Source organism: Enterobacter sp. RIT637 (assembly GCF_019718755.1).
GTDB lineage: Bacteria > Pseudomonadota > Gammaproteobacteria > Enterobacterales > Enterobacteriaceae > Enterobacter.
The window spans coordinates 113,980-137,704 of sequence record NZ_JAIHAZ010000008.1 but is presented as its reverse complement, the minus strand read 5'-3'; the positions used below and the strand labels follow the sequence as shown (position 1 = coordinate 137,704).

The following is a 23,725-nucleotide window of genomic DNA, read 5'->3' as shown; positions in this document are numbered from 1 at the left end:
ATCAGGACTCCCGGCTACGAGCACACATCATCGTCGCTTCGCAAACAACTTTGCCGTCAACCAGAGCTACGCCTTTGAAGCGAGTCAGGCCACGACGCGTTTTTTCAAAAGTGACTTCCATGATCATCTGATCACCAGGCACGACTGGACGCTTAAAGCGCGCTTCATCGATACCTGCGAAGTAATAGAGTTCACCCGGCTCCAGTTTACCTACGCTTTTAAACGCCAGAATACCGGTTGCCTGTGCCATTGCTTCCAGGATCAACACACCCGGGAAGATCGGCTTACCAGGGAAGTGTCCCTGGAAGAAAGGCTCGTTTACGGAGACATTTTTCACTGCGCGCAGAAAACGACCTTCTTCAAAATCCAGCACACGGTCTACCAGCAAAAACGGGTAGCGGTGCGGCAGAAGTTCTAAAATCTCTTCAATATGCAGAGTATGAGTGTCAGTAGTCAAAATACTCTTCCTGTCAAATGTACTAAGTAGCAATAATAACACGGCCTGCCGGTTTATAAAAAAGCCGACAGGCCGGGAAAATTAGCGTTAAACGGATGAACGCTTAGTCTTGTTGATCGATTTTGCGCTCAATCGCTTTGAGACGCTTGCTCATATCATCAATATTCATCACCAGAGCAGCTGTTTTACGCCAGACCTTGTTCGGTTGCAGCGGAATGCCTGAGGAATAGACGCCAGGTTCAGTGATAGGACGCATAACCATGCCCATACCTGTCACCGTCACTTTGTCGCATATTTCCATATGGCCGTTGATCACGCTGGCACCGCCAATCATGCAGTAACGGCCAATTTTGAGGCTGCCTGCCATGATCACGCCGCCTGCAACTGCGGTATTGTCGCCAATCACAACGTTATGTGCAATCTGGCACTGGTTATCAATGATAACACCATTGCCAATAATGGTGTCGTCAAGCGCACCGCGGTCAATAGTGGTACAGGCACCGATCTCAACACGATCGCCGATAATCACGCGACCCAACTGTGGGATCTTAACCCAGTTCCCCCGATCGTTGGCGTAACCAAAACCGTCGGAACCAATCACCGTACTGGATTGAACAAGGCAATTTTCGCCAATCTCAACCTCGTGGTAGACAGATACATTAGCCCATAAGCGGGACCCTGCACCAATCTTCGTATTTTTACCAACAAAGCAGCCTGGACCAATCACCACGTTGTCACCCAGCACAACGCCGGATTCAATGACAGCGTTTGCGCCAACTGCAACGTTGTTACCCAGCTGAGCCGTCGGATCAATTGAGGCGCTAGCCGCAATGTTCTGCGCCGGCTGCGGCGTGGTATCAAGAATTTGGGCCATGCGTGCATACGTCAGGTAGGGATTTTTCACTACCAGAGCAGCGCCTGTGGCAAACGGAAGATCGTCCTGCGTCAGAACAACGGCAGACGCCTGGCATTGAGCCAGGTGTTCACGGTACTTAGGACTTACCATGAAAGTGATGTTGCCAGCTTTAGCAGATTGCATGGACGCAACAGCGGTGATGACGATATCGCCATCACCGTGTAATTCTGCATCCAACTGCTGAGCTAAATCAGCCAGTCGAATTGAAGGCATTACTTATTTAACCTGTTTCAGAACATCAGCGGTGATGTCTTTAACATCGCTGCTGTTGAAAGCAACGGCATTCGCATCAACAACCAGATCGATGCTCTGATCGGCAGCAACAGCTTTAACTGCAGACTGAATGCGAGTAACCAGTTTACCGCGCTCTTCGTTAGAACGACGCTGGCGATCCTGCTCGAAAGCCTGCGCTTTCTGGGAGAAGGTCTGGCGCTGAGCCATTACGTCTTTTTCCAGCTTGCTGCGATCGCTTGCTTTCATGGTAGAACCATCGCGCTGCAGACGCTGCATTTTAGTCTGGAGGTCGCCTTCCATACGTTGCAGTTCGCTAGCACGGCCTTTGAATTCGTTCTCCAGCGTTGCAGAAACGCCCGTTTTCTGTGCAACTTGCTGGAACAAATTACCCATGTTGACGATTGCGATTTTGTCCGCTGCCTGAGCAGAAGTTGCCATCGCTAAACCGAGACCTGCAGCTAATAACCACTTTTTCACAATTAACTCCTTACCATCCCATTGGCACCTGAAGGTACCGTTCTTTGCGTGGCAAGGCGATCGTGTTACCGATCGCCAGTTGTCAGCGCTACACTGCCAACGCATTCCATTGCAGCGAATTATTACCAGGTTTTACCAATGTTAAACTGGAATTGCTCCGCTTTGTCTCCATCGTATTTCTTAAACGGCTGGGCGTAAGAGAAGACCAACGGCCCCAGCGGTGACATCCATTGTAATGCGATACCTGCGGACATGCGAATGTTGCCCGGATCGCTGTAGTCTGGAACACCTGCCGCACGCATCTGGGCGGTATTCTCCCAGTTGGTATCCCACACCGTACCCGCATCCATAAAGAAGGAGGTACGGACAGAGTTCGCGTACTTGTCGCTGATAAACGGCGTAGGCGTGATGAACTCAAGGCTCGCCACGGCCATAGCGTTACCGCCGACTGCATCATCAGAGCTACACACTTGTTTTGAATCACGGCTTGCGCAGTTATCTTCGTCATTACCGCCGTAGTAGACCGCTTTCGGACCAATGTTATTGGACTGGAAGCCACGCACGGTGCTGGAACCACCCGCATAGAAGTTCTCATAGAATGGCAGCTCTTTACTGCCAATCCCGTCACCGTAACCCCAACGCGTACGACCCAGGACAACCCACTTGTGGTCATCATCAATTGGGAAGTAAGACGCCGTGTCCAGCGTCAACTTGTAGAACTCGTTATCAGAGCCAGGAATGGTCACTTTACCGTTCAGGTTGACGCGAGAACCTTCCGTAGGGAAGTAGCCACGGTCAAGGCGGTTATATGTCCAGCCGTAGTTGAAGGTGAAGTCATCCGCCGCGAAGCCGTTGTCATCGCTGGACGTACTTGCCGACTGGCCAATGGAATCCAGATAACGCCACATCGCCACCTGCGGCTGCATGTTGGACAGGTCGTTATGCACATAACCTAAACCTGCACGCAGGGTGTTGTATTCGTTCACCGGGAAGCCGAGCGTACCGTCTACACCGTAACTCTTGTTGGTATAGGAGGACAGATCTGCGTCGTCTGCTTTAAAGTCGTTATAGAAGATACGACCGCCCAGGCTCACACCGTCAACGGTGAAGTATGGGTTTGTGACAGAAAACTCAGAGTAGGTCTGGTAGTCGTTTTTGGTACCGTTGATACCAACGGAGTACCCCGTGCCCAGCCAGTTATCCTGCTGAACACCGACCTGGAAGCTCACACCGCTTTCAGTACCGTAGCCCACACCGAAGTTGAAGCTACCGGTGTTACGCTCTTTTACTTTATAGACGACATCAACCTGATCCGGGCTGCCTGGTACACGCTGGGTATCCGTATCAACCGTCTCGAAGTAACCCAGACGATTCAGACGCTCTTTACCCTGGTCAACCAGGTCGCTACCCAACCACGCCCCTTCCATCTGGCGCATTTCGCGGCGCAGAACGGAATCTTTAGAAGTATCGTTACCTTCGAAGCGGATCTTACGCACGTAGAAACGGTTACCCGCATCAACGTTTACGTGCAGCTTAACGGTTTTCTCAGCGTCGTTGATTTCCGGCTGAGTTTGTACGCGCGGATAGGCGTAACCATAGCGGCCGAGCAGCTTTTTAATGCTGTCTTCCATTTTGGTGACTTTAGAACCGCTATACAGATCGCCCGGCTGAATTTTGGTCAGCGACTCGATCTCAGCAGAATGCCCCGCCAGGTTTCCACTTACTTCAACGCCAGAAAGCTTGTACTGATCGCCTTCTGTGATGTTAACCGTAATGTAGATCCCTTTCTTGTCCGGAGTCAGACTGACCTGAGTTGAATCAATGTTGAAACGGGCATAACCGCGATCCAGATAATAGCTGCGCAGGGTTTCAAGATCGCCTGCCAGTTTCTGTTTCTGGTATTTACGGTCACCCACCACGTTCCACCACGGCACTTCGTCACGCAGCTGGAACGTTGAGATCAGTTCGTCGGTGCTGAACGCGTGGTTGCCGACGATGTTGATCTGCTGGATCTTCGCAGAAACACCTTCCTGGAAGACCAGTTTCAGGTCAACACGGTTACGCGGCAGCGGCGTTACTACCGCTTTCACGCTGGCGCTGTATTTACCGACGCTGTAATAGAAATCTTCCAGACCTTTTTCAATGTCTGCAAGGGTTGTGCGGTCCAGGGACTCCCCCACACGAACACCGGATGCTTCAAGGTTTTGCTTGAGCATGTCATCTTTCACCGACTTGTTGCCGGAGAAGGTGATACTGGCGATCGTTGGACGTTCTTTTACCTGTACCAGCAGCGTATCACCATCGCGCAGGACGCGAACGTCCTCAAAGTTGCCGGTGGCAAACAGAGCACGGATGGTGTTACTGATATCATCATCATTAACCGTATCGCCGGGGCGTACAGGCATACTGAGGAGGGCCGCACCAACGGCGACACGCTGGAGGCCTTCGAAATGAATGTCTTTCACTACGAACCCGTCAGCACCGTATACGGTGGCGCTGCTAAACAGCAGCGACGCTATGAGCAACTTTTTCATCGCCATCGTTATTATGCGTTCTTCCTAACACTCTCTTACAACCGAGAGAAATCATTGAAAAGTGCAAGCCCCATTAACAGCACCAGCAAAATCGAGCCAATGCGATAACTAAAGTCTTGAACTCGCTCGGATACCGGTCCGCCTTTTAGCTTTTCAATGGCTAAAAACAGCAGATGGCCCCCGTCTAATACGGGAAGCGGGAACAGGTTGATTATCCCGAGGTTCACGCTAATGAGCGCGAGAAACATGAGATAGTAAATCACCCCGAACTCCGCTGACATCCCAGCCCCTTGGGCAATCGAAATAGGCCCACTGAGGTTGTTCAGTTTCACATCACCGGTTATCAATTTCCCCAACATGTTTACCGTTAGCTTCATCAGTTGCCATGTTTTATCCGTGGCTTCAAGGATGGCGCTGAACGGCCCATACTGGCGTATTGTCTTGTACTCATCTGGCAGTGGGATCACTTTCGGCACAACGCCTGCAAACCCTTCTGCCTTTCCGCTGCTCGATTTGGTATCCGGAATCAGCGTCAGTGAGAGCGGACTCCCCTGTCTTTCCACTTCCAGCGCGAGCGATGTACCCGGATTATCGCGTACCAGAGTAACAAAGGTCATCCATTGTGTTAATGGTTGACCATCGACTTTAACGATCCTGTCGCCCGCTTGCAAACCCGCTTTACTCGCTGCGGAGTTAGCCTGTACTTCGGCTAATACCGGTTCGATTTGCGCGCTGCGCGGCCGAATCCCCAGAGCGGAAACGGGATCTTCTTTGTCGGGCTCGAAACTCCAGTGGCGTAAATCCAGCACTTTTTCCTGCCGCTGGTCTGATCCAAAAGGCGACACGCTGACAGTCGTCTTCTTATCACCAATTTTCGCAACCAGCTGCAACCGCACGGCATCCCAATCAGGGGTTTCGATGCCATCAATCGCTTTAAGTTCCATCCCAGGTGCAATTTGCCCACTCGCCGCGATAGAGCCAGGGGCAATTTCACCGACAACCGGACGCACGCCAGGGACACCGATGATAAACACCAGCCAGTAAGCAAAGATAGCAAAGATGAAATTGGCTACCGGACCGGCAGCAATGATGGCAGCACGTTGCCCAACGGTTTTGTTGTTAAACGCGCTGTGTCTCAGTTCTGGCGCAACAGGCTCGACGCGTTCGTCGAGCATTTTGACATAGCCACCCAGCGGAATAAGGGCGATGACAAACTCGGTGCCATGGCGATCGGTACGCTTCCAGAGCGATTTACCAAACCCGATGGAGAATCTCTCCACCCGCACGCCACAGCGTCGAGCAACCCAGAAATGGCCAAATTCATGCACGGTAATCAGCACACCCAGTGCAACAATGAACGCCGCCAGATTCCAGAGAATGCTCAGCATAAAACCTTCCGTTAAATCGTCCCGAATACCAGTAAAAGCAAGCAAGCAAACACTGGAACAGCCGCCGTCAGGCTGTCAATACGATCCAGTATCCCGCCATGGCCTGGAATCAAGTGACCACTGTCTTTAATCCCTGCTTCACGCTTGAACATACTTTCGGTGAGATCACCCAGCACCGAGGCCAGCGCAGCGAAAATTGAGCACACCAGCAATGTTGACGGTGCCACCTCCAGATTCGCCCAGAGGCCATAACCCCAGGAGATGATCGCCGCCGTAAACAGGCCGCCGATGAATCCTTGCCAGGTTTTACCCGGGGAAACCTTCGGCGCCAGTTTATGTTTGCCGAACAGTTTACCAAACATATAGGCTCCAGAGTCAGCCCCCCAGACGAGAATCATCACATAAAGCAGCCAGAGGGCACCGCTATAGTGGTTTTCGTCATAGTGCCAGGCGCGCAGCGCGACCATACCCCAGAAAAATGGAACAATTGTGAGCAGACCAAAAATAAGGCGCAACACTTTAGAATTTCGCCACAGCGCCGCAGAACCTGGATAAAAAAGCACCAGCACAAGTGCAGCAACCCACCATGCCAGCGATATCCATAAGGATCCGGCAACCAGCGGTTGGTGAATATCGTGATGATATTCAGGCAACGTGAACAGCATCAGGGCCAGGATAAAGCCGCAAAGCACCGCCAGCCATACCCGCTGTGTGCGCGAGGTAAAGCCGCTAAACTGTCCCCATTCCCAGGCGGCAAGCATGCACACCACGAGCGTAACAATCGCGAATCCCACTGGGGGCAGTAAAAACAGCGCCGCAATGACAATGGGTATTAATACAAAAGCGGAAATCAGGCGATACTTCAGCAAAAGCTACCCCCATCAGGCTTTGTCGCCACCAGGCTCGGTGCCGCCGAAACGACGCTCTCGATTGGCAAAGGCATGCAGCGCACCTTCAAAGTCTTGTTCATCAAAATCGGGCCAAAGAACATCAGTAAAGTAAAGTTCGGCGTAGGCAATTTGCCAAAGCAAAAAGTTACTTATGCGGTGTTCTCCCCCTGTCCTTATTACCAAATCCACAGGCGCCAGTTCATTCATGCAGATTTGCCGACTGAGCGCCTCTTCATCAATTTGGTCGGGTCTCAACAGCCCTTCCTGAACCTGCTCGGCAAGATGCCGAACGCCCTGAATAATATCCCAGCGTCCGCCGTAATTCGCCGCGATATTGAGCGTCAGGCCGGTATTGTTTTCCGTCAGCGCTTCTGCTTTGCGAATCCGTTCCTGCAAACGTGAGTTAAAACGACTGGTTTCGCCAATAATACGCAGGCGGACGTTGTGGCGGTGCAGGCTTTTTACTTCGCTATCGAGCGCCCACACAAACAGTTCCATCAACGCAGTCACTTCCTGCGGTGGTCGATTCCAGTTCTCACTGCTAAAAGCATAGAGCGTTAACGCATCAATGCCGTTATTGGCGGCAAAAGAAACGGCGCGGCGAACGGATTTCGCCCCCGCTTTATGCCCAAAGGCTCGTATCTTCCCTTGTCTTTTCGCCCAGCGGCCGTTGCCATCCATGATGATTGCTACATGACGACAGCCATGCGCTGGCAAGTTTTCGCTCATTGGTTGATTCGCAGACAACATAACGCGTTTTTAGTCCCTGAAAAGGATTTAACGGTACACAGGAATACTGAAGCCTATACATAAAAAAGCCGTGTCAAACCACGGCTTACCTGACCACATAAAGTCAAATACCTGCGATCAGGTGGCGCAGACTATATCACTGAAGCACAACGCTAACAAATAGCACGACGACTAGTGGCTGCTTTATCACCAGCTTGCGAGACGTGTCACCTGTTTACGCGCAACAATGCGAGCCTCTGCATCGACCGCCAGCACCTCTTCCACGCTTTGTGGTTCGCGCAAATCCATCAATTCAAGCACTGAAAGATTCATTGCTGCGATATCGGTAAAGCGGATCTGCTGATTCAGAAATGCCTCAACGGTCACTTCATTCGCTGCATTCAGTGCCGTCGTCGCCGCCTGCCCCTGGTCAAAGGCCGTCATCGCGAGCTTCAGGCACGGGTAACGGTCGTAATCAGGCTCGCTAAAGGTCAGTGAACTCAGCTTGCAGAAATCGAGCGGTTTTGCCCCGGATGTTACGCGGTTTGGCCACGCCATGGCGTGAGCAATAGGCGTGCGCATATCCGGTTCGCCCAACTGAGCAAGCACGCTGCCATCCTGATAGCGCACCATAGAGTGAATCACCGATTGCGGGTGGATCAGCACTTCCATCTGTTTCGCTGACGCATTAAACAGCCAGCGCGCTTCAATGTATTCCAGACCTTTGTTCATCATGGTGGCTGAATCGACGGAGATCTTACGACCCATCGACCAGTTCGGATGACGGCACGCCTGATCCGGCGTCATTGCGCTCAGTTCAGACAGTGGCGTTTCACGGAACGGGCCACCAGACCCGGTGAGCAGAATCGACACGACGCCATTCTGCTCCAGGTCAGCGTACCCCAGGTTCTGTTGAAAAGGTTGCGGCAAACTCTGAAAAATGGCGTTGTGTTCGCTATCAACCGGTAAAAGACGCGCCCCGCGCTGCTTGACCGCCTCCATAAACAGGCGTCCGCAGGTCACCAGCGACTCTTTATTCGCCAGCAGGACATCTTTACCGGCATCAATAGCAGCAAGCGTTGGCAGAAGCCCAGCCGCCCCAACGATGGCGGCCATCACCTGATCGACCTCATCCAGCGCCGCCATCTCGCATGCCGCCTGCTGACCGCTGAGCACCTCAGTATGACTGCCCTTTTCCTGCAGCAGCGCTTTCACCTGGCGAGCACTCTCTTCGTCATCCATCACCGCAAAGCGGGGCGTAAACTCCAGACACTGCTCCACCATGCGCTGCACGTTTTTACCGGCCACGAGGGCGGTCACGGTGTAGCTTTCAGGATTATGGCGAACCACGTCAAGAGTGCTGCAACCGATTGAGCCGGTTGAGCCAAGGAGTGTTAAATGCTTCATGAGATGCCCGGAAAAAAGTTAGACCAGATAAAAGCAAAACGCCGCCAGTAAGACACAACGTCCCCTGAACGGCGTTTATCAGTGTACGACAGAAATCAGAACTGCATCAGTTCCGCTTCTTTATCTGCCAGCGCCGCATCAATTTTCTTGATAGCCGCGTCAGTCATCTTCTGCACGTCATCCTGGGAACGACGGTCATCATCTTCACTGATCTCTTTTTCTTTCAGCAGCGCTTTTACTTTATCGTTCGCGTCGCGACGTACGTTACGTACGGAAACACGACCTTGCTCAGCTTCACCGCGCACCACTTTGATCAGGTCTTTACGACGTTCTTCGGTCAGCGCAGGCAGCGGAACGCGGATGTCAGCACCCGCAGAGCTTGGGTTCAGACCGAGGTCAGACGCCATGATCGCTTTCTCAATAGCCGGGCTCATTGAACGATCGAATACGTTGATTTTCAGCGTACGGGTATCTTCTACGGTAACGCTCGCCAGCTGACGCAGTGGAGTTGGCGTACCGTAGTATTCTACGATGATGCCATCCAGCAGGCTTGGAGAAGCACGGCCAGTACGGATTTTGCTGATTTGGTTTTTGAACGCTTCTACGCATTTATCCATGCGTACTTCAGCATCTTTTCTGATGTCGTTAATCACGTTACGGATCCTTGAAAACTTGTCTCAGGCAGACTAACCGCCAGCACAGCGCTACAGGTGTGCTAAGTATAGTCGCGTTTAATTCATGACAACGCCAAAGGCGCGTCCGGGTAAGATACCACTACAAAGTAAAGCGGAATCTTACCTGTATTTATCGCCGACGGAAATTATTCCGTGATCAAAGTGCCTTCTTTTTCGCCCATAACAACGCGGCGCAGTGCGCCCGGCTTGTTCATGTTGAAGACACGGATCGGCAGTTTGTGGTCACGAGCCAGCGTGAAGGCGGCAAGATCCATAACTTTCAGCTCTTTATCCAGCACTTCGCTGTAGCTCAGCTGATCGTACATGGTCGCAGACGGATCTTTTGCCGGATCGGCAGTAAACACGCCATCCACTTTGGTGGCTTTCAGCACCACATCGGCTTCGATTTCGATACCACGCAGGCAGGCAGCGGAATCGGTGGTAAAGAACGGGTTACCCGTACCGGCGGAGAGGATCACCACGCGGTTGTTGCGCAGCAGGCTGATGGCTTCTGCCCAGCTGTAGTTATCGCACACGCCGTTCAGGGGAATAGCGGACATCAGGCGGGCGTTCACATAGGCGCGATGGAGCGCATCACGCATGGCCAGGCCATTCATCACGGTTGCCAGCATACCCATGTGGTCGCCCACAACGCGGTTCATCCCCGCTTTCGCCAGACCAGCACCACGGAAAAGGTTGCCACCGCCAATGACCACGCCAACCTGAATACCCAGTTCGACCAGTTCTTTGATTTCCTGTGCCATGCGGTCAAGGATGCTTGCGTCAATACCGAAGCCTTCCGTTCCCTGCAGCGCTTCGCCACTCAGCTTAAGCAGAATGCGTTTGTACACGGGTTTTGCATTGGTAGCCATGTTTCTTTCCTGAGACTGTCAACGATTAAGATGGGGTTAATTCTGGCGACATGTTATGCCGCAAACCAGCGCAGGGATACAGTAACCTGTCTGATTTTGTATGACGGGTGACAAAAAGAAGCCGCCCTCAGGCGGCTCCTTTTCAATCATTAAGACTGCTTGGACATTGCAGCAACTTCTGCTGCGAAGTCAGTCTCAACTTTCTCGATGCCTTCGCCCACTTCGAAGCGGATGAAGCCAGTTACGTCAGCGTTGTGCTCTTTCAGCAGCTGAGCAACAGACTTGCTTGGATCCATAACGAAAGGCTGGCCAGTCAGAGAAACTTCGCCGGTGAATTTCTTCATGCGGCCTTCAACCATTTTCTCTGCGATTTCTTTAGGCTTACCAGACTGCATCGCGATGTCCAGCTGAACCTGGTACTCTTTCTCTACCACTTCAGCAGACACGTCTTCTGGCTTAACGAATTCAGGCTTGCTTGCAGCGATGTGCATTGCCAGCTGTTTAACCAGCTCTTCATCAGCGCCTTTAGCCGCAACCAGAACACCGATACGTGCGCCGTGCTGGTAAGAACCCAGAACGTCACCTTCCAGGGAAGATACGCGACGGATGTTGATGTTCTCACCGATTTTAGCAACCAGCGCAACACGCTCTTCTTCGAACTGTGCTTTCAGAACTTCAACGTCGGTGATTTTGCCCGCTACAGCTGCGTCCAGTACTTTGTTCGCAAATGCCTGGAAACCGCCATCTTTAGCAACGAAGTCAGTCTGGCAGTTAACTTCCAGAATGATACCGTAGGTGCCGTCGATTTTAGTGATGATCACGCCGTCAGCAGCAACGTTGCCTGCTTTCTTAGCTGCTTTGATCGCACCGGATTTACGCATGTTTTCGATTGCCAGCTCAATGTCGCCGTTCGCTTCAGTCAGCGCTTTTTTGCAATCCATCATGCCTGCGCCAGTACGCTCGCGCAGCTCTTTTACCAGGGATGCGGTAATTTCAGCCATTCTTAAATCCTCGGGAGATGTGAACTGCCCGGCCATAAGCCAAACAGTATAAATTGAAAAAAGGGGCCGATAATTGGCCCCTATTCATACACGGTACTAATAAGGGGTAAAACCTTATTATTCAGCTTCTACGAAGCTTTCTTCCGCCTGAGAAGCCAGATCCTGGGAACGGCCTTCACGAACGGTAGCAGCTACAGCGCTCAGGTACAGGCTAACAGCACGGATTGCGTCGTCGTTACCCGGGATAACGAAGTCAACACCGTCCGGATCGGAGTTGGTATCAACGATAGCGAATACCGGGATACCCAGGTTGTTAGCTTCTTTGATTGCGATGTGCTCGTGGTCTGCATCGATTACGAACAGCGCGTCTGGCAGGCCGCCCATATCTTTGATACCGCCCAGGCTGTTTTCCAGCTTGTCCAGTTCACGAGTGCGCATCAGCGCTTCTTTCTTAGTCAGCTTGTCGAAAGTACCGTCCTGAGACTGGGTTTCCAGATCTTTCAGGCGTTTGATGGACTGACGAACAGTTTTCCAGTTGGTCAGCATGCCGCCCAACCAGCGATGGTTCACGAAGAACTGGTCGCAGCTGTTAGCAGCATCTTTCACAGCTTCGCTTGCAGCGCGCTTAGTACCAACGAACAGAATCTTACCTTTACGGGAAGAGATCTTGTTCAGCTCAGCCAGGGCTTCGTTGAACATTGGTACAGTTTTCTCAAGGTTGATGATGTGAACTTTGTTACGTGCGCCGAAGATGAAAGGCTTCATTTTCGGGTTCCAGTAACGGGTCTGGTGACCAAAGTGAACACCAGCCTTGAGCATGTCGCGCATGGAAACAGTTGCCATGTTTAAAACCTCTATAGTAAAAGTTGGGGTTATGCCTCCACGTATCCCATATTACCGACCCCTAAGGGCACCCCGGAATATGTGCCGATACGTGTGTGTTGTTACACAAAGTGAGATTTGTCGCTTCCGTCCAGCCTGTGTATCTAAATGGATCGGAAGTCCGGCGCGCTTTATACCACAAAACACGGCCAGAAACCAATAATTGTTGACGGTGTGTGCTGTTAATGATTCTCAATTTGGCACTGGGTGCGCCGGACTGTTACCATTGACGACACTTGAACTAGTATTGTCGAAAAAATCGACACCGATGGACAGATTACATGGCTATCTCTATTAAGACTCCTGAAGAAATTGAAAAGATGCGCGTCGCCGGTCGTCTGGCCGCGGAAGTGCTGGAAATGATCGAACCGTTCGTGAAACCGGGCGTCAGCACCGGTGAACTGGACCGTATCTGTAGCGACTATATCGTGAACGAGCAGCACGCGGTCTCCGCCTGCCTCGGCTACCACGGTTTTCCAAAATCCGTGTGCATCTCTATAAATGAAGTGGTTTGTCACGGTATTCCGGACGATGCAAAACTGCTGAAAGATGGCGACATCGTTAACATCGACGTGACCGTTATTAAAGACGAATACCACGGCGACACCTCTAAGATGTTCATCGTGGGCAAACCGACCATCCTCGGCGAGCGCCTGTGTAAAGTGACGCAAGAGAGCCTCTACCTGGCCCTGAAGATGGTGAAACCAGGCATCCGTCTGCGCACTATCGGTGCGGCTATCCAGAAGTTCGTGGAAGCGGAAGGTTTCTCCGTGGTGCGTGAATACTGCGGGCACGGCATTGGTCGCGTCTTCCACGAAGAGCCGCAGGTTCTGCACTACGATGCGGATGACGGCGGCGTGGTGCTGCAGAAAGGCATGACCTTCACCATTGAGCCAATGGTGAACTCTGGCGATTACCGCATCCGCACCATGAAAGACGGCTGGACGGTGAAAACCAAAGACAGAAGCTTGTCTGCACAGTACGAGCATACTATTGTGGTAACAGACAACGGCTGCGAAATTATGACGTTGCGCAAGGATGACACCATCCCGGCGATACTGACGAACATTGAGTGATAAAAGAGCCGGCGAATGCCGGCTTTTTTAATGGCGATAGCTTTTTCTTATGGGTGGCGCACGATGAGTAATCTTTTACCCGAACAGTATGCTAACACAGCCCTTCCCACCCTCCCCGACCAGCCCGACAACCCGGGCGTCTGGCCGCCGCACGAGCTAAAGGGTGCCGACATCAAAGCGCATATGGACGTCTTCCAGCGCTGGCTGGGAAGCGCGTTTGACGCCGGCATTTCCGCCGAGCAGCTCATCGAAGCACGCACCGAGTTTATCGACCAACTGCTGCAACGCCTGTGGATCGATTACGGCTTCGGGCAGATTAGCGACGTGGCGCTGGTTGCCGTCGGGGGCTATGGCCGCGGCGAACTGCATCCGCTTTCCGATATCGACCTGCTGATCTTAAGCCGCAAAAAGCTACCAGACGAACAGGCGCAAAAAATTGGCGAACTGCTGACTCTGCTCTGGGACGTGAAGCTGGAAGTCGGCCACAGCGTGCGCACCCTGGAAGAGTGTCTGCTGGAGGGGTTATCTGACCTGACCGTCGCCACCAACCTGATTGAAACCCGCCTGCTGATTGGTGACGTCGCCCTGTTCCTGGAGCTGCAAAAACATATCTTCAGCGACGGCTTCTGGCCGTCAGAAAAGTTCTTCGCCGCGAAGGTCGAGGAGCAAAACCAGCGCCACCAGCGTTACCACGGCACCAGCTATAATCTTGAACCCGATATTAAAAGCAGCCCCGGCGGCCTGCGCGACATTCATACCCTGCAGTGGGTCGCCCGCCGCCATTTTGGCGCCACCTCGATGGACGAGATGGTCGGCTTCGGCTTTTTAACCGAGGCCGAGCGTAACGAGCTAAACGAGTGCCTGCACCTGCTGTGGCGCATCCGGTTTGCCCTGCATCTGGAAGTCACCCGCTACGATAACCGCCTGCTGTTTGATCGCCAGCTCAGCGTGGCTCAGCGCCTGAATTATCAGGGAGAAGGCAACGAGCCGGTTGAGCACATGATGAAGGATTTCTTCCGCGTCACCCGCCGCGTCACCGAGCTGAACCAGATGCTGCTGCAGCTGTTCGACGAGGCCATTCTTGCCCTGACAGCAGACGAGAAACCGCGCCCGATTGATGATGAATTCCAGCTGCGCGGGACGCTTATCGATCTGCGCGACGAAACGCTGTTCATCCGCGAGCCGGAAGCGATTCTGCGGATGTTCTATACCATGGTGCGCAACAGCACCATCACCGGGATCTACTCCACCACCCTGCGCCATCTGCGCCATGCGCGCCGCCACCTGACGCAGCCTTTGTGCTACATCCCGGAAGCACGCGCCCTGTTCCTGAGCATGCTGCGCCACCCGGGCGCCGTCAGCCGCGGTCTGCTGCCGATGCACCGCCACAGCGTGCTGTGGGCGTACATGCCCCAGTGGTCGCACATTGTCGGCCAGATGCAGTTCGATCTTTTCCACGCTTACACGGTGGATGAACACACGATCCGCGTGATGCTCAAGCTGGAAAGCTTTGCGAAAGAAGAGACGCGATCCCGCCATCCGCTGTGCGTCGAACTGTGGCCACGTCTTTCCCATCCTGAACTGATCCTGATCGCCGCCCTGTTCCACGATATCGCCAAAGGTCGCGGCGGCGACCACTCGGTGCTGGGGGCGCAGGACGTGCTGAAGTTTGCCGAGCTGCACGGGCTTAACTCACGCGAAACGCAGCTGGTGGCCTGGCTGGTCCGTCATCACCTGCTGATGTCGGTCACCGCACAGCGTCGTGACATTCAGGATCCTGAAGTGATCAAGCAGTTCGCCGAAGAGGTGCAAACGGAAAACCGCCTGCGCTATCTGGTCTGCCTGACGGTGGCGGATATCTGCGCCACCAACGAAACCCTGTGGAACAGCTGGAAGCAGAGCCTGTTGCGCGAGCTGTACTTCGCCACCGAAAAACAGCTGCGTCGCGGCATGCAGAACACCCCGGACATGCGCGAACGCGTGCGCCACCATCAGCTGCAGGCGCTGGCGCTGCTGCGAATGGACAATATTGATGAAGAGGCGCTGCATCAGATCTGGGCGCGCTGCCGCGCCAACTACTTTGTGCGCCACAGCCCAAACCAGCTCGCCTGGCACGCGCGGCATCTGCTGAAGCACGACCTGTCGAAGCCGATGATCCTGCTCAGCCCACAGGCCACGCGCGGGGGCACGGAGATCTTCATCTGGAGCCCGGACCGACCCTACCTGTTTGCCGCCGTCTGCGCCGAACTGGACAGGCGTAATCTGAGCGTTCACGACGCGCAGATTTTCACCACCCGCGACGGCATGGCGATGGACACCTTTATCGTGCTTGAGCCGGACGGCAGCCCACTGTCGTCGGACAGGCATGAAGGGATTCGTTTTGGTCTGGAGCAGGCCATTACCCAGCGCAGCTGGCAGCCTCCGCAGCCGCGTCGCCAGCCTGCAAAATTGCGCCACTTTACCGTCGATACCGAGGTCAATTTCCTGCCGACCCACACCGACCGTAAATCGTTCCTGGAGCTGATCGCGCTCGACCAGCCTGGGCTGCTCGCCCGCGTCGGTCAGGTTTTTGCCGATCTGGGAATTTCGCTTCATGGCGCCCGAATTACAACCATTGGCGAGCGAGTAGAAGATTTATTTATAATCGCCACAGCGGACCGGCGTGCCCTTAATAATGACCTGCAGCTTGAAGTGCAACAACGGTTGACAGCAGCCCTCAATCCAAACGATAAAGGGTGACGTGTTTTTTAGTGAAATGGAAAGAGTAAACAATGCAGCAGTTACAGAACGTTATTGAGTCCGCTTTTGAGCGTCGCGCCGAGATCACTCCGGCAAATGTGGATACCGTGACCCGTGAAGCGGTAAACCAGGTTATTTCCCTGCTGGATTCCGGCGCGCTGCGCGTGGCAGAAAAAATCGACGGTCAGTGGGTCACTCATCAATGGCTGAAGAAAGCCGTGCTGCTCTCTTTCCGCATCAACGATAACCAGGTTATCGACGGAGCAGAAAGCCGCTACTTCGATAAAGTGCCAATGAAATTCGCGGATTACGACGAAGCGCGTTTCCAGAAAGAAGGTTTCCGCGTGGTACCACCGGCAGCAGTACGTCAGGGTGCATTCATCGCACGTAACACCGTGCTGATGCCATCCTATGTGAACATCGGTGCGTACGTTGACGAAGGCACCATGGTCGATACCTGGGCAACCGTCGGTTCCTGCGCGCAGATCGGTAAAAACGTCCACCTGTCCGGCGGCGTCGGCATCGGTGGCGTTCTGGAGCCACTGCAGGCCAACCCAACCATCATTGAAGACAACTGCTTCATCGGCGCGCGTTCAGAAGTGGTAGAAGGCGTGATCGTGGAAGAAGGCTCCGTGATCTCCATGGGCGTTTACATCGGTCAGAGCACCCGTATTTACGACCGTGAAACCGGCGAAGTGCACTACGGTCGCGTTCCTGCGGGCTCCGTGGTGGTTTCCGGTAACCTGCCGTCAAAAGACGGTAAATACAGCCTGTACTGTGCGGTTATCGTGAAGAAAGTGGATGCGAAAACCCGCGGTAAAGTAGGCATCAACGAGTTGCTGCGCACCATCGATTAATCGGGTATAACAAAAAGCGGGGGCAACCCCGCTTTTTTTATATCTGAGGGTGGCGAAAATAGATTTTTTCGTTAATTATTCAAAGGTTATGTTGAGATCAAGGGTACCGCTATGTACGATAATCTGAAAAGTCTGGGCATTACCAATCCTGATGAAATTGATCGTTACAGCCTCCGCCAGGAAGCCAATAACGATATTCTTAAAATCTATTTTCACAAGGACAAAGGTGAGTTTTTCGCCAAAAGCGTGAAGTTTAAATATCCACGCCAGCGCAAAACCGTGGTGGCTGACGGCATCGGTCAGGGTTACAAAGAAGTACAGGAAATCAGCCCTAACCTGCGCTATGTGATCGATGAACTCGATCAGATCTGCCAGCGCGACCGCACCGAAGTCGATCTCAAGCGTAAGATCCTTGACGATCTGCGTCACCTTGAAAGCGTTGTAACGAATAAGATCAGCGAGATTGAAGCGGATCTTGAGAAATTAACTCGCAACAAATAAGTTGGGTGCGGCCTGATGCCCTCACCCCGGCCCTCTCCCACAGGGAGAGGGAGAAAACCATCATGTAGGCCGGGTAAGGCGAAGCCGCCACCCGGCAAACAACATCATCGCTGCTCATCCAGCTGCAGCGCCACATACAGCAGCAGCCTGTCGTCAAAATTCCCCAGGTCCAGCCCCGTCAGCTCCGAAATCCGGTTTAACCGATACTCCAGGGTATTGCGGTGAATAAACAGCGCCTTCGAGGTCGCCAGCGGCTGCACGTTATGCCGGAACCACGCCTGCAGCGTCCGGCGCAGCAGGCCGTTATTGTCCATGGCTTTCAGGCGCGCTAATGGCCGCGCCAGCTCATTGGCCTGCCAGCCCCCGCGCAGGCTGTCGAGCAACACCGGCAGCATCAGATCCTGATAGAAATAACTGCGGCTTTCCGGCATACGCTGTTTACCCACCATCATGGTGGTGCGCGCGGTACGCCAGGAGCGGGCGATACTGCCCGGCCCGGTAAAGTAGTTACCCAGCGCAACGCGAAAACGCAGCTGGCCGTTCTCCTGCATGCGTGCTATCAGCTGATCCACACGGCGCCGATGGTCTTCCGCATCCCAGCGGCCAAACTGATTGAGCGCGGGCTTAAGCACCACCATTTCAGTCAGAGACACAATCGCCACCAGGTTATTGCGTTCCGGCGTTGCAAGCGCGTTTTGCAGCTGCTGCAGCTCTGCCATGGCGCTGTCCACGCCAAGCTGGCCGCTATCGACCTCAATCACCGCCACCACGCGCGGCTGGTTCAGGTCGATCCCCAGACGCTGCGCCCATTCGCTGAGTGCAGGCGTATGCTCATCCGCCTGTATAAGGTTCATGACCAGCTCTTCACGCAGGCGGCTGTCCTGGGCGAGCAGATGCATCAGGCGCGACTGCTCCAGCATCATCTCTGCCGTCATACAGACCAGCTCACCGTATTTGCGCAGCGACTCAGGCTCGCCGGTCAGGCCGATAACGCCAACAATTTCCCCTTCGAGGCGCAGCGGTAAATTGATGCCCTGACGAACGCCGTGCAGGTGTTTTGCTACCGCATCGTCGATATCTACCACGCGGCCCTGGGAGAGCACCAGCAGTGCACCTTCGTGCAATTCCCCAATACGCTCGCGATCGCCGCTGCCAATAATGCGCCCGCGGGCATCCATCACGTTGATATTGGTATCAATGATGCGCATGGTGCGCGCCACGATATCCTGCGCCATTTTGGTATCAAGATGCCAGCCAGCCATAGAACCCTCCCGTGAGCAGAGCTCAAGCATAGGGAAGTTCAGCTGCGGCTGCATTGTGCGAATGCACAAAGAGAGAGGGAGAAGTATGGAGTTGTGGCAAGAATCACAGAAACGAGAAAGCCCCTGCGAACAGGGGCTTAAGGGGATTACTGCATCAGCAGATAAAGAGAGGTATCACCACGCTGGATATTCAGCGCCAGCACGGAAGGCTTGCTGTCGAGAATTTTGCGAAGTTCAGCGATGTTTTTGACCGGCTGCTGGTTAGCGCCCATGATCACATCGCCTTTTTTCAGGCCGATACGGGCTGCCGGTGAATTCGCTTTCACGTTGTTAACCACCACGCCTTTGTCTGCGCCTTTATTGCTCATCTCGGCACCTTCAATACCGCTGAAGATGGTGCTGGAATCCACCTGATTCTGGCTGCTCTGCTGCAGTTCCAGGCTCACGTTAACCGGCTTACCGTCGCGCAGCAGGCCGAGGGTGACTTTGCTACCAATCGGCATTGAGCCCACTTCGGCACGCAGGGCGGCAAAGCTGCTGATCGGTTTACCGTTCAGGGAGGTGATCACATCCCCGGCTTTAATGCCCGCCTTCGCCGCAGAGGAGTTCGGCATCACCTGGCTGACGAATGCCCCGCGCTGGGCGTCAACTTTCATCGCTTTCGCCAGCTCGGAGTTCAGCTCAGTCCCGAGGATACCCAGCTCGCCGCGTTTCACCTGGCCATACTGCACCATCTGCGCGGTCAGGTTTTTCACCATATTGCTCGGGATAGCAAAGCCGATCCCGATGTTGCCGCCGTCCGGTGCCAGGATCGCGGTGTTGATACCGATCAGCTCACCGTTCAGGTTCACCAGCGCACCGCCGGAGTTACCGCGGTTGATCGCCGCATCCGTCTGGATGAAGTTTTCGTAGTTTTCCGCGTTCAGGCCGCTACGACCCAGCGCAGAAACGATACCTGAAGTCACGGTTTCGCCCAGACCAAACGGGTTACCGATTGCCACGGTGTAGTCACCCACGCGCAGCGCGTCAGAGTCGGCAATTTTAATCGCCGTCAGGTTTTTCGGATCCTGAATCTGGATCAGCGCAATGTCGGAGCGCGGATCTTTACCCACGACTTTGGCATCGAATTTACGCCCGTCGCTCAGTTGAACTTTAATTGTGCTGGCGTTATCCACAACGTGGTTGTTCGTCACCACGTAGCCTTTTGCGGCGTCAATAATGACACCCGAGCCAAGCGCCATGAATTTCTGCTGCTGGCCGCCGCCCTGGCTGTCATCCCCGGCACCGCCGCCCTGACAGAACGGAGAGCTCTGGAATGGCGAACCGTCCTGGCAGAACGGCGAGTTGTCGCCGAAGAACTGCTGGAAGTTACGCGGCATACGCGGCGTATTGACGGTCGTGCTGCCCTCAACGTTAATACTCACCACCGATGGCATCACTTTTTCGAGCATCGGTGCCAGGCTTGGCATCTGCTGCGCGGTTGCTGCTGACGACGCGGTCTCGGCTGCAGTAGCAGTCAGAGGAGACAGCGCTAAACCTAAACTCAGAGCCAGTGCACTCATTGCTAATGTGGTTTTTTTCATGTTTCTCAATCTCGATTTACCAGATGACGCAAAATTGCTGTGTAACTCAGATTCGTTTTATACCGCTTAGTTCCGGGATTAAGTTTATGGAAAAAGTAAAAATTTATTGGTCGTCTTTACAAAACTCAGCGCTTATTCCACGGCCATCAGCTTGCGGTATTCATCCCAGGCATACAAATCTGTCATGCCGCTGATATAGTCCTGGATAAGTCGACAGCGATAATAATATTCCATTACTGGCCATTCAGGGGAGTGGCGCTCCAGCTTACCAATCGCTTCGACATACGCCAGACGATGGCGGGTAGAAAGTTTCTGATAAAGCCGGGATTCGATAGGTATTCGCCGCACGCGCTCGTGTTCCACCAGCTCACTGAATTCATCCACCGATAAGTGAAGCAACGGGGAGTAAATTTCCAGTAACCCACTGATCACCCGGTATCCCTGCAACTCTAGCTGCTCCACGTCCGGATGGCTGAACACATGGCGCATCGCCACGTGTTTATAAAGCTCAAGGAGTTGACTGAAACTGCTGTCATCTTCCAGCAGCGCGTGATTGAATTCCCCGCTGAAAATCAGCGGCAAATTATCAATAAAGCGCGACGCCGCGTAAGGCACCAGCTTATTTAATGTATTGACCCGCAAATACATAAAGAACTGATCTTCGGTACTGCGGCTGAGGGAATTCGAGCGCGATTTTTCCCAGGCATTTTCGACGACCTGAGAAAACAGCGACCCTTTTTCATGTTTACCCCAGGCATCATAAAGATGCTGATAAAGCTCCTCGACGCTGAATATTCTTTTCTCAACGGCGTCTTCCAGGTCGGCCACGCAATAGGAAATGTCATCGGCGGCTTCCATAATCCACGTCAATGGGAAACGCCCCTTTGCCGTTAATGAGAGTTCTTTACGCAGCCGCTCAATATAGGCCTCTTCGGAAAGATAGTAGCCCGGCTTTTTCATCAGGTAGCTATGCGTGGCAGGCGTTTCTCCCATCCACCAGGCCGGGCGCGTGTATTTGAGTATGCAGCCCACCTGGGCCCACGTCAGGTTCATGCGCATCAGGGAGTGCACCAGGCGGATCCCCTGCGCGTTACCCTCAAAATGGCAGAGATCCTGACGGACTTTGCGACGCAGATCGTTAAGGCCCTCTTCACCCTCACGCAGGCGTAAATCCCTCACCACGCAGCGATCGTCGCTCAGCGGCTGGCTTTTCGCGTCCAAAGGGTAAAGCCGCTGCTTAAACCAGTCGTTGATCGCCGCCTCGCCGAAATGCCCAAAGGGCGGGTTGCCGATGTCATGCATCAGGCAGGCCATCTCAACGATGCTTTCAAACGGCCCGGTCAGTTCATCCAGACCATAAGTTTCCAGCAGCCGTTGCTCTTTCAGGCGGCTCAAAATCTCTTTGGCAATGTAGCGCCCAACCTGCTGAACTTCCATGGAGTGGGTTAAGCGCGTGCGCACCGCGGCGTTACGCTCCAGCGGGAACACCTGGGTCTTTTGCTGCAAGCGCCGGATAGCGGGCGAGTTAATGATCCTCCCGCGATCGCTCTCGAAGATACGCAGGATCTCATGTTCGCTCTTTTCGCCCTGCGGCGAACGGAAACGTCGGTGCCAGTTAATTTTGGTGCGAAAATCGATTGGTGCCATGTGCTCCCCCGCGTGAGAATGCGTTTCCCCTTAACCGCATGATAGACTATGCATCTTAACAAGGCACATCGCGAGTAAATCTATGAAAATCGGCATTATTGGTGCAATGGAAGAAGAAGTTACGCTGCTGCGTGACAAAATTGAGAACCGTCAGACTCTCTCTCTGGGTGGTTGTGAGATCTACACCGGCCAGCTGAACGGTGTTGACGTTGCTCTGCTGAAATCTGGCATCGGTAAAGTTGCGGCTGCGCTGGGTGCGACCCTGCTGCTCGAACGCTGCAAGCCGGACGTGATCGTTAACACTGGCTCTGCGGGCGGCCTGGCGCCGACGCTGAGCGTGGGTGATATCGTCGTTTCCGACGAAGCGCGTTACCACGATGCCGACGTCACCGCGTTCGGTTACGAGTACGGTCAGCTTCCGGGCTGCCCGGCCGGGTTTAAAGCCGACGACAACCTGATTGCCGCGGCAGAAAGCTGCATCGCAGAACTGAACCTCAATGCGGTACGCGGCCTGATTGTCAGCGGTGATGCGTTCATTAACGGCTCCGTGGGTCTGGCGAAAATCCGTCATAACTTCCCGCAGGCGGTTGCCGTTGAGATGGAAGCGACCGCGATTGCTCATGTTTGCCATAACTTCAGCGTACCGTTCGTGGTGGTTCGCGCGATCTCTGACGTGGCAGACCAGCAGTCCCACATTAGCTTTGACGAGTTCCTTGTTGTGGCGGCAAAACAGTCCACCGTCATGGTGGAGCGTCTGGTGCAGAAACTGGCTCGTGGCTAAACATATCGTCAGGGCGCTGGCCGCCCTGCTTCTCCTCGCACCGGCATGGCTTTTCGCCGCGCCGCGTGTGATTACTCTCTCCCCCGCGAATACCGAACTGGCCTTTGCTGCCGGTATCACCCCTGTTGGCGTGAGTAGCTTTTCGGATTATCCCCCCCAGGCCGCCAGCATTGAGCAGGTCGCGACCTGGCAAGGAATGAACCTCGAGCGTATTGTGGCCCTCAAGCCTGACCTCGTACTGGCCTGGCGTGGAGGCAATGCCGAGCGGCAGGTCAACCAACTGACCTCACTGGGTATTAAGGTCATGTGGGTTGACGCAGTCAGTATTGAGCAAATCGCCCAGACGCTGCGCGATTTGGCTCCTTTCAGCCCTACGCCCAAAAAAGCCGAGGACGCTGCGAAACAGATGCTCAGCGACTATGCGGCGCTGAAAACCCGGTACAGCACTCCCACCAAAAAACGTATCTTCCTGCAATTTGGTAGCCAGCCGTTGTTCACCACCGGAAAAGGTTCGATTCAGAATCAGGTGCTGGAAATCTGCGGCGGCGAAAATATCTTTGCAGCCAGCCGGGTACCCTGGCCTCAGGTCAGTCGTGAACAGGTGCTTGCACGCCAGCCGCAGGCCATCGTCGTGGTCGGAAATGCGAGCGAGATTCCTAAAGTTGAACAATTGTGGCAAAGCCAGCTTAAAATTCCGGTGATCCCGCTCAACGGTGACTGGTTTGAACGCGCCAGCCCGCGTATTATCCTCGCCGCAAAACAACTCTGTGCCGCGCTGGCAGAGAGTCACTAACATAGATAAATACTTTTCGAGGATT

21 protein-coding genes are annotated in these 23,725 nt (G+C 53.9%); 6 read left to right on the top strand and 15 right to left on the bottom strand.

Annotated elements, in window-relative coordinates; translation table 11 throughout:
- Window position 1: 1 nt before the first annotated feature.
- From fabZ to rpsB, 12 genes are all read right to left on the bottom strand, one after another.
- Complete coding sequence (gene fabZ / locus K5E19_RS14080; protein ID WP_010426706.1) at window positions 2-457, bottom strand: 3-hydroxyacyl-ACP dehydratase FabZ; 456 nt, start codon at window positions 455-457, stop codon at window positions 2-4.
- Between the two features lie 103 nt (window positions 458-560).
- The gene (lpxD, locus tag K5E19_RS14075; RefSeq protein ID WP_221551766.1) at window positions 561-1,586 is read right to left on the bottom strand and encodes a UDP-3-O-(3-hydroxymyristoyl)glucosamine N-acyltransferase; all 1,026 of its coding nucleotides are present in this window, start codon (window positions 1,584-1,586) and stop codon (window positions 561-563) included.
- Window positions 1,587-1,589: 3 nt separating this feature from the next.
- Window positions 1,590-2,084: a molecular chaperone Skp gene (gene skp / locus K5E19_RS14070; protein ID WP_010426710.1), complete on the bottom strand. Its 495-nt coding sequence runs from the start codon at window positions 2,082-2,084 to the stop codon at window positions 1,590-1,592.
- A gap of 122 nt (window positions 2,085-2,206) precedes the next feature.
- On the bottom strand, window positions 2,207-4,624 hold the full coding sequence (gene bamA / locus K5E19_RS14065) for an outer membrane protein assembly factor BamA (RefSeq protein ID WP_221551764.1): 2,418 nt from the start codon (window positions 4,622-4,624) through the stop codon (window positions 2,207-2,209).
- A 29-nt stretch (window positions 4,625-4,653) separates the two neighbouring features.
- On the bottom strand, window positions 4,654-6,006 hold the full coding sequence (gene rseP / locus K5E19_RS14060) for a sigma E protease regulator RseP (RefSeq protein ID WP_221551762.1): 1,353 nt from the start codon (window positions 6,004-6,006) through the stop codon (window positions 4,654-4,656).
- Between the two features lie 11 nt (window positions 6,007-6,017).
- The gene (cdsA, locus tag K5E19_RS14055) at window positions 6,018-6,875 is read right to left on the bottom strand and encodes a phosphatidate cytidylyltransferase (protein ID WP_010426717.1); all 858 of its coding nucleotides are present in this window, start codon (window positions 6,873-6,875) and stop codon (window positions 6,018-6,020) included.
- Window positions 6,876-6,887: 12 nt separating this feature from the next.
- Entirely contained in the window at window positions 6,888-7,646 is a 759-nt protein-coding gene (gene ispU, locus K5E19_RS14050) for a (2E,6E)-farnesyl-diphosphate-specific ditrans,polycis-undecaprenyl-diphosphate synthase (protein WP_089599138.1), read from the bottom strand.
- A gap of 186 nt (window positions 7,647-7,832) precedes the next feature.
- A complete protein-coding gene (ispC, locus tag K5E19_RS14045; protein ID WP_221551760.1) occupies window positions 7,833-9,032 on the bottom strand; it encodes a 1-deoxy-D-xylulose-5-phosphate reductoisomerase in 1,200 nt (399 codons plus the stop codon).
- Between the two features lie 95 nt (window positions 9,033-9,127).
- Window positions 9,128-9,685 (bottom strand): ribosome recycling factor, encoded by a 558-nt coding sequence (gene frr, locus K5E19_RS14040; RefSeq protein ID WP_006173607.1) that lies wholly within the window; start codon window positions 9,683-9,685, stop codon window positions 9,128-9,130.
- 167 nt (window positions 9,686-9,852) lie between these two features.
- The gene (gene pyrH / locus K5E19_RS14035) at window positions 9,853-10,578 is read right to left on the bottom strand and encodes a UMP kinase (RefSeq protein WP_006173609.1); all 726 of its coding nucleotides are present in this window, start codon (window positions 10,576-10,578) and stop codon (window positions 9,853-9,855) included.
- A gap of 149 nt (window positions 10,579-10,727) precedes the next feature.
- Window positions 10,728-11,579, bottom strand: coding sequence for a translation elongation factor Ts (tsf, locus tag K5E19_RS14030; protein ID WP_006173611.1), 852 nt, complete (start codon window positions 11,577-11,579; stop codon window positions 10,728-10,730).
- Window positions 11,580-11,696: 117 nt separating this feature from the next.
- Window positions 11,697-12,422: a 30S ribosomal protein S2 gene (gene rpsB / locus K5E19_RS14025; protein ID WP_003856207.1), complete on the bottom strand. Its 726-nt coding sequence runs from the start codon at window positions 12,420-12,422 to the stop codon at window positions 11,697-11,699.
- Window positions 12,423-12,742: 320 nt separating this feature from the next.
- On the opposite strand from rpsB, the gene map reads away from it, so the two are divergent.
- The 4 genes from map (at window position 12,743) to K5E19_RS14005 (ending at window position 17,634) form a co-directional block, all read left to right on the top strand.
- A complete protein-coding gene (gene map, locus K5E19_RS14020; RefSeq protein WP_221551758.1) occupies window positions 12,743-13,537 on the top strand; it encodes a type I methionyl aminopeptidase in 795 nt (264 codons plus the stop codon).
- A gap of 63 nt (window positions 13,538-13,600) precedes the next feature.
- A complete protein-coding gene (glnD, locus tag K5E19_RS14015; RefSeq protein ID WP_221551757.1) occupies window positions 13,601-16,276 on the top strand; it encodes a bifunctional uridylyltransferase/uridylyl-removing protein GlnD in 2,676 nt (891 codons plus the stop codon).
- Between the two features lie 32 nt (window positions 16,277-16,308).
- A complete protein-coding gene (dapD, locus tag K5E19_RS14010; RefSeq protein WP_008501915.1) occupies window positions 16,309-17,133 on the top strand; it encodes a 2,3,4,5-tetrahydropyridine-2,6-dicarboxylate N-succinyltransferase in 825 nt (274 codons plus the stop codon).
- A gap of 111 nt (window positions 17,134-17,244) precedes the next feature.
- A complete protein-coding gene (locus tag K5E19_RS14005; protein ID WP_010426739.1) occupies window positions 17,245-17,634 on the top strand; it encodes a DUF3461 family protein in 390 nt (129 codons plus the stop codon).
- Window positions 17,635-17,738: 104 nt separating this feature from the next.
- On the opposite strand, the gene cdaR is transcribed toward K5E19_RS14005, so the two are convergent.
- The 3 genes from cdaR to dgt form a co-directional block, all read right to left on the bottom strand.
- Entirely contained in the window at window positions 17,739-18,896 is a 1,158-nt protein-coding gene (gene cdaR, locus K5E19_RS14000; protein ID WP_221551756.1) for a DNA-binding transcriptional regulator CdaR, read from the bottom strand.
- Window positions 18,897-19,042: 146 nt separating this feature from the next.
- The gene (gene degP, locus K5E19_RS13995) at window positions 19,043-20,479 is read right to left on the bottom strand and encodes a serine endoprotease DegP (protein WP_114979144.1); all 1,437 of its coding nucleotides are present in this window, start codon (window positions 20,477-20,479) and stop codon (window positions 19,043-19,045) included.
- A gap of 132 nt (window positions 20,480-20,611) precedes the next feature.
- Window positions 20,612-22,126, bottom strand: a complete 1,515-nt coding sequence (dgt, locus tag K5E19_RS13990) for a dGTPase (protein ID WP_221551755.1) — start codon at window positions 22,124-22,126, stop codon at window positions 20,612-20,614.
- Between the two features lie 82 nt (window positions 22,127-22,208).
- Here dgt and mtnN point away from each other — a divergent pair, with 82 nt between their 5' ends.
- On the top strand, window positions 22,209-22,907 hold the full coding sequence (mtnN, locus tag K5E19_RS13985) for a 5'-methylthioadenosine/S-adenosylhomocysteine nucleosidase (protein WP_221551754.1): 699 nt from the start codon (window positions 22,209-22,211) through the stop codon (window positions 22,905-22,907).
- A complete protein-coding gene (gene btuF, locus K5E19_RS13980; protein WP_221551753.1) occupies window positions 22,900-23,700 on the top strand; it encodes a vitamin B12 ABC transporter substrate-binding protein BtuF in 801 nt (266 codons plus the stop codon). The genes mtnN and btuF overlap by 8 nt, the downstream gene beginning before the upstream one ends.
- Window positions 23,701-23,725: the final 25 nt, after the last annotated feature.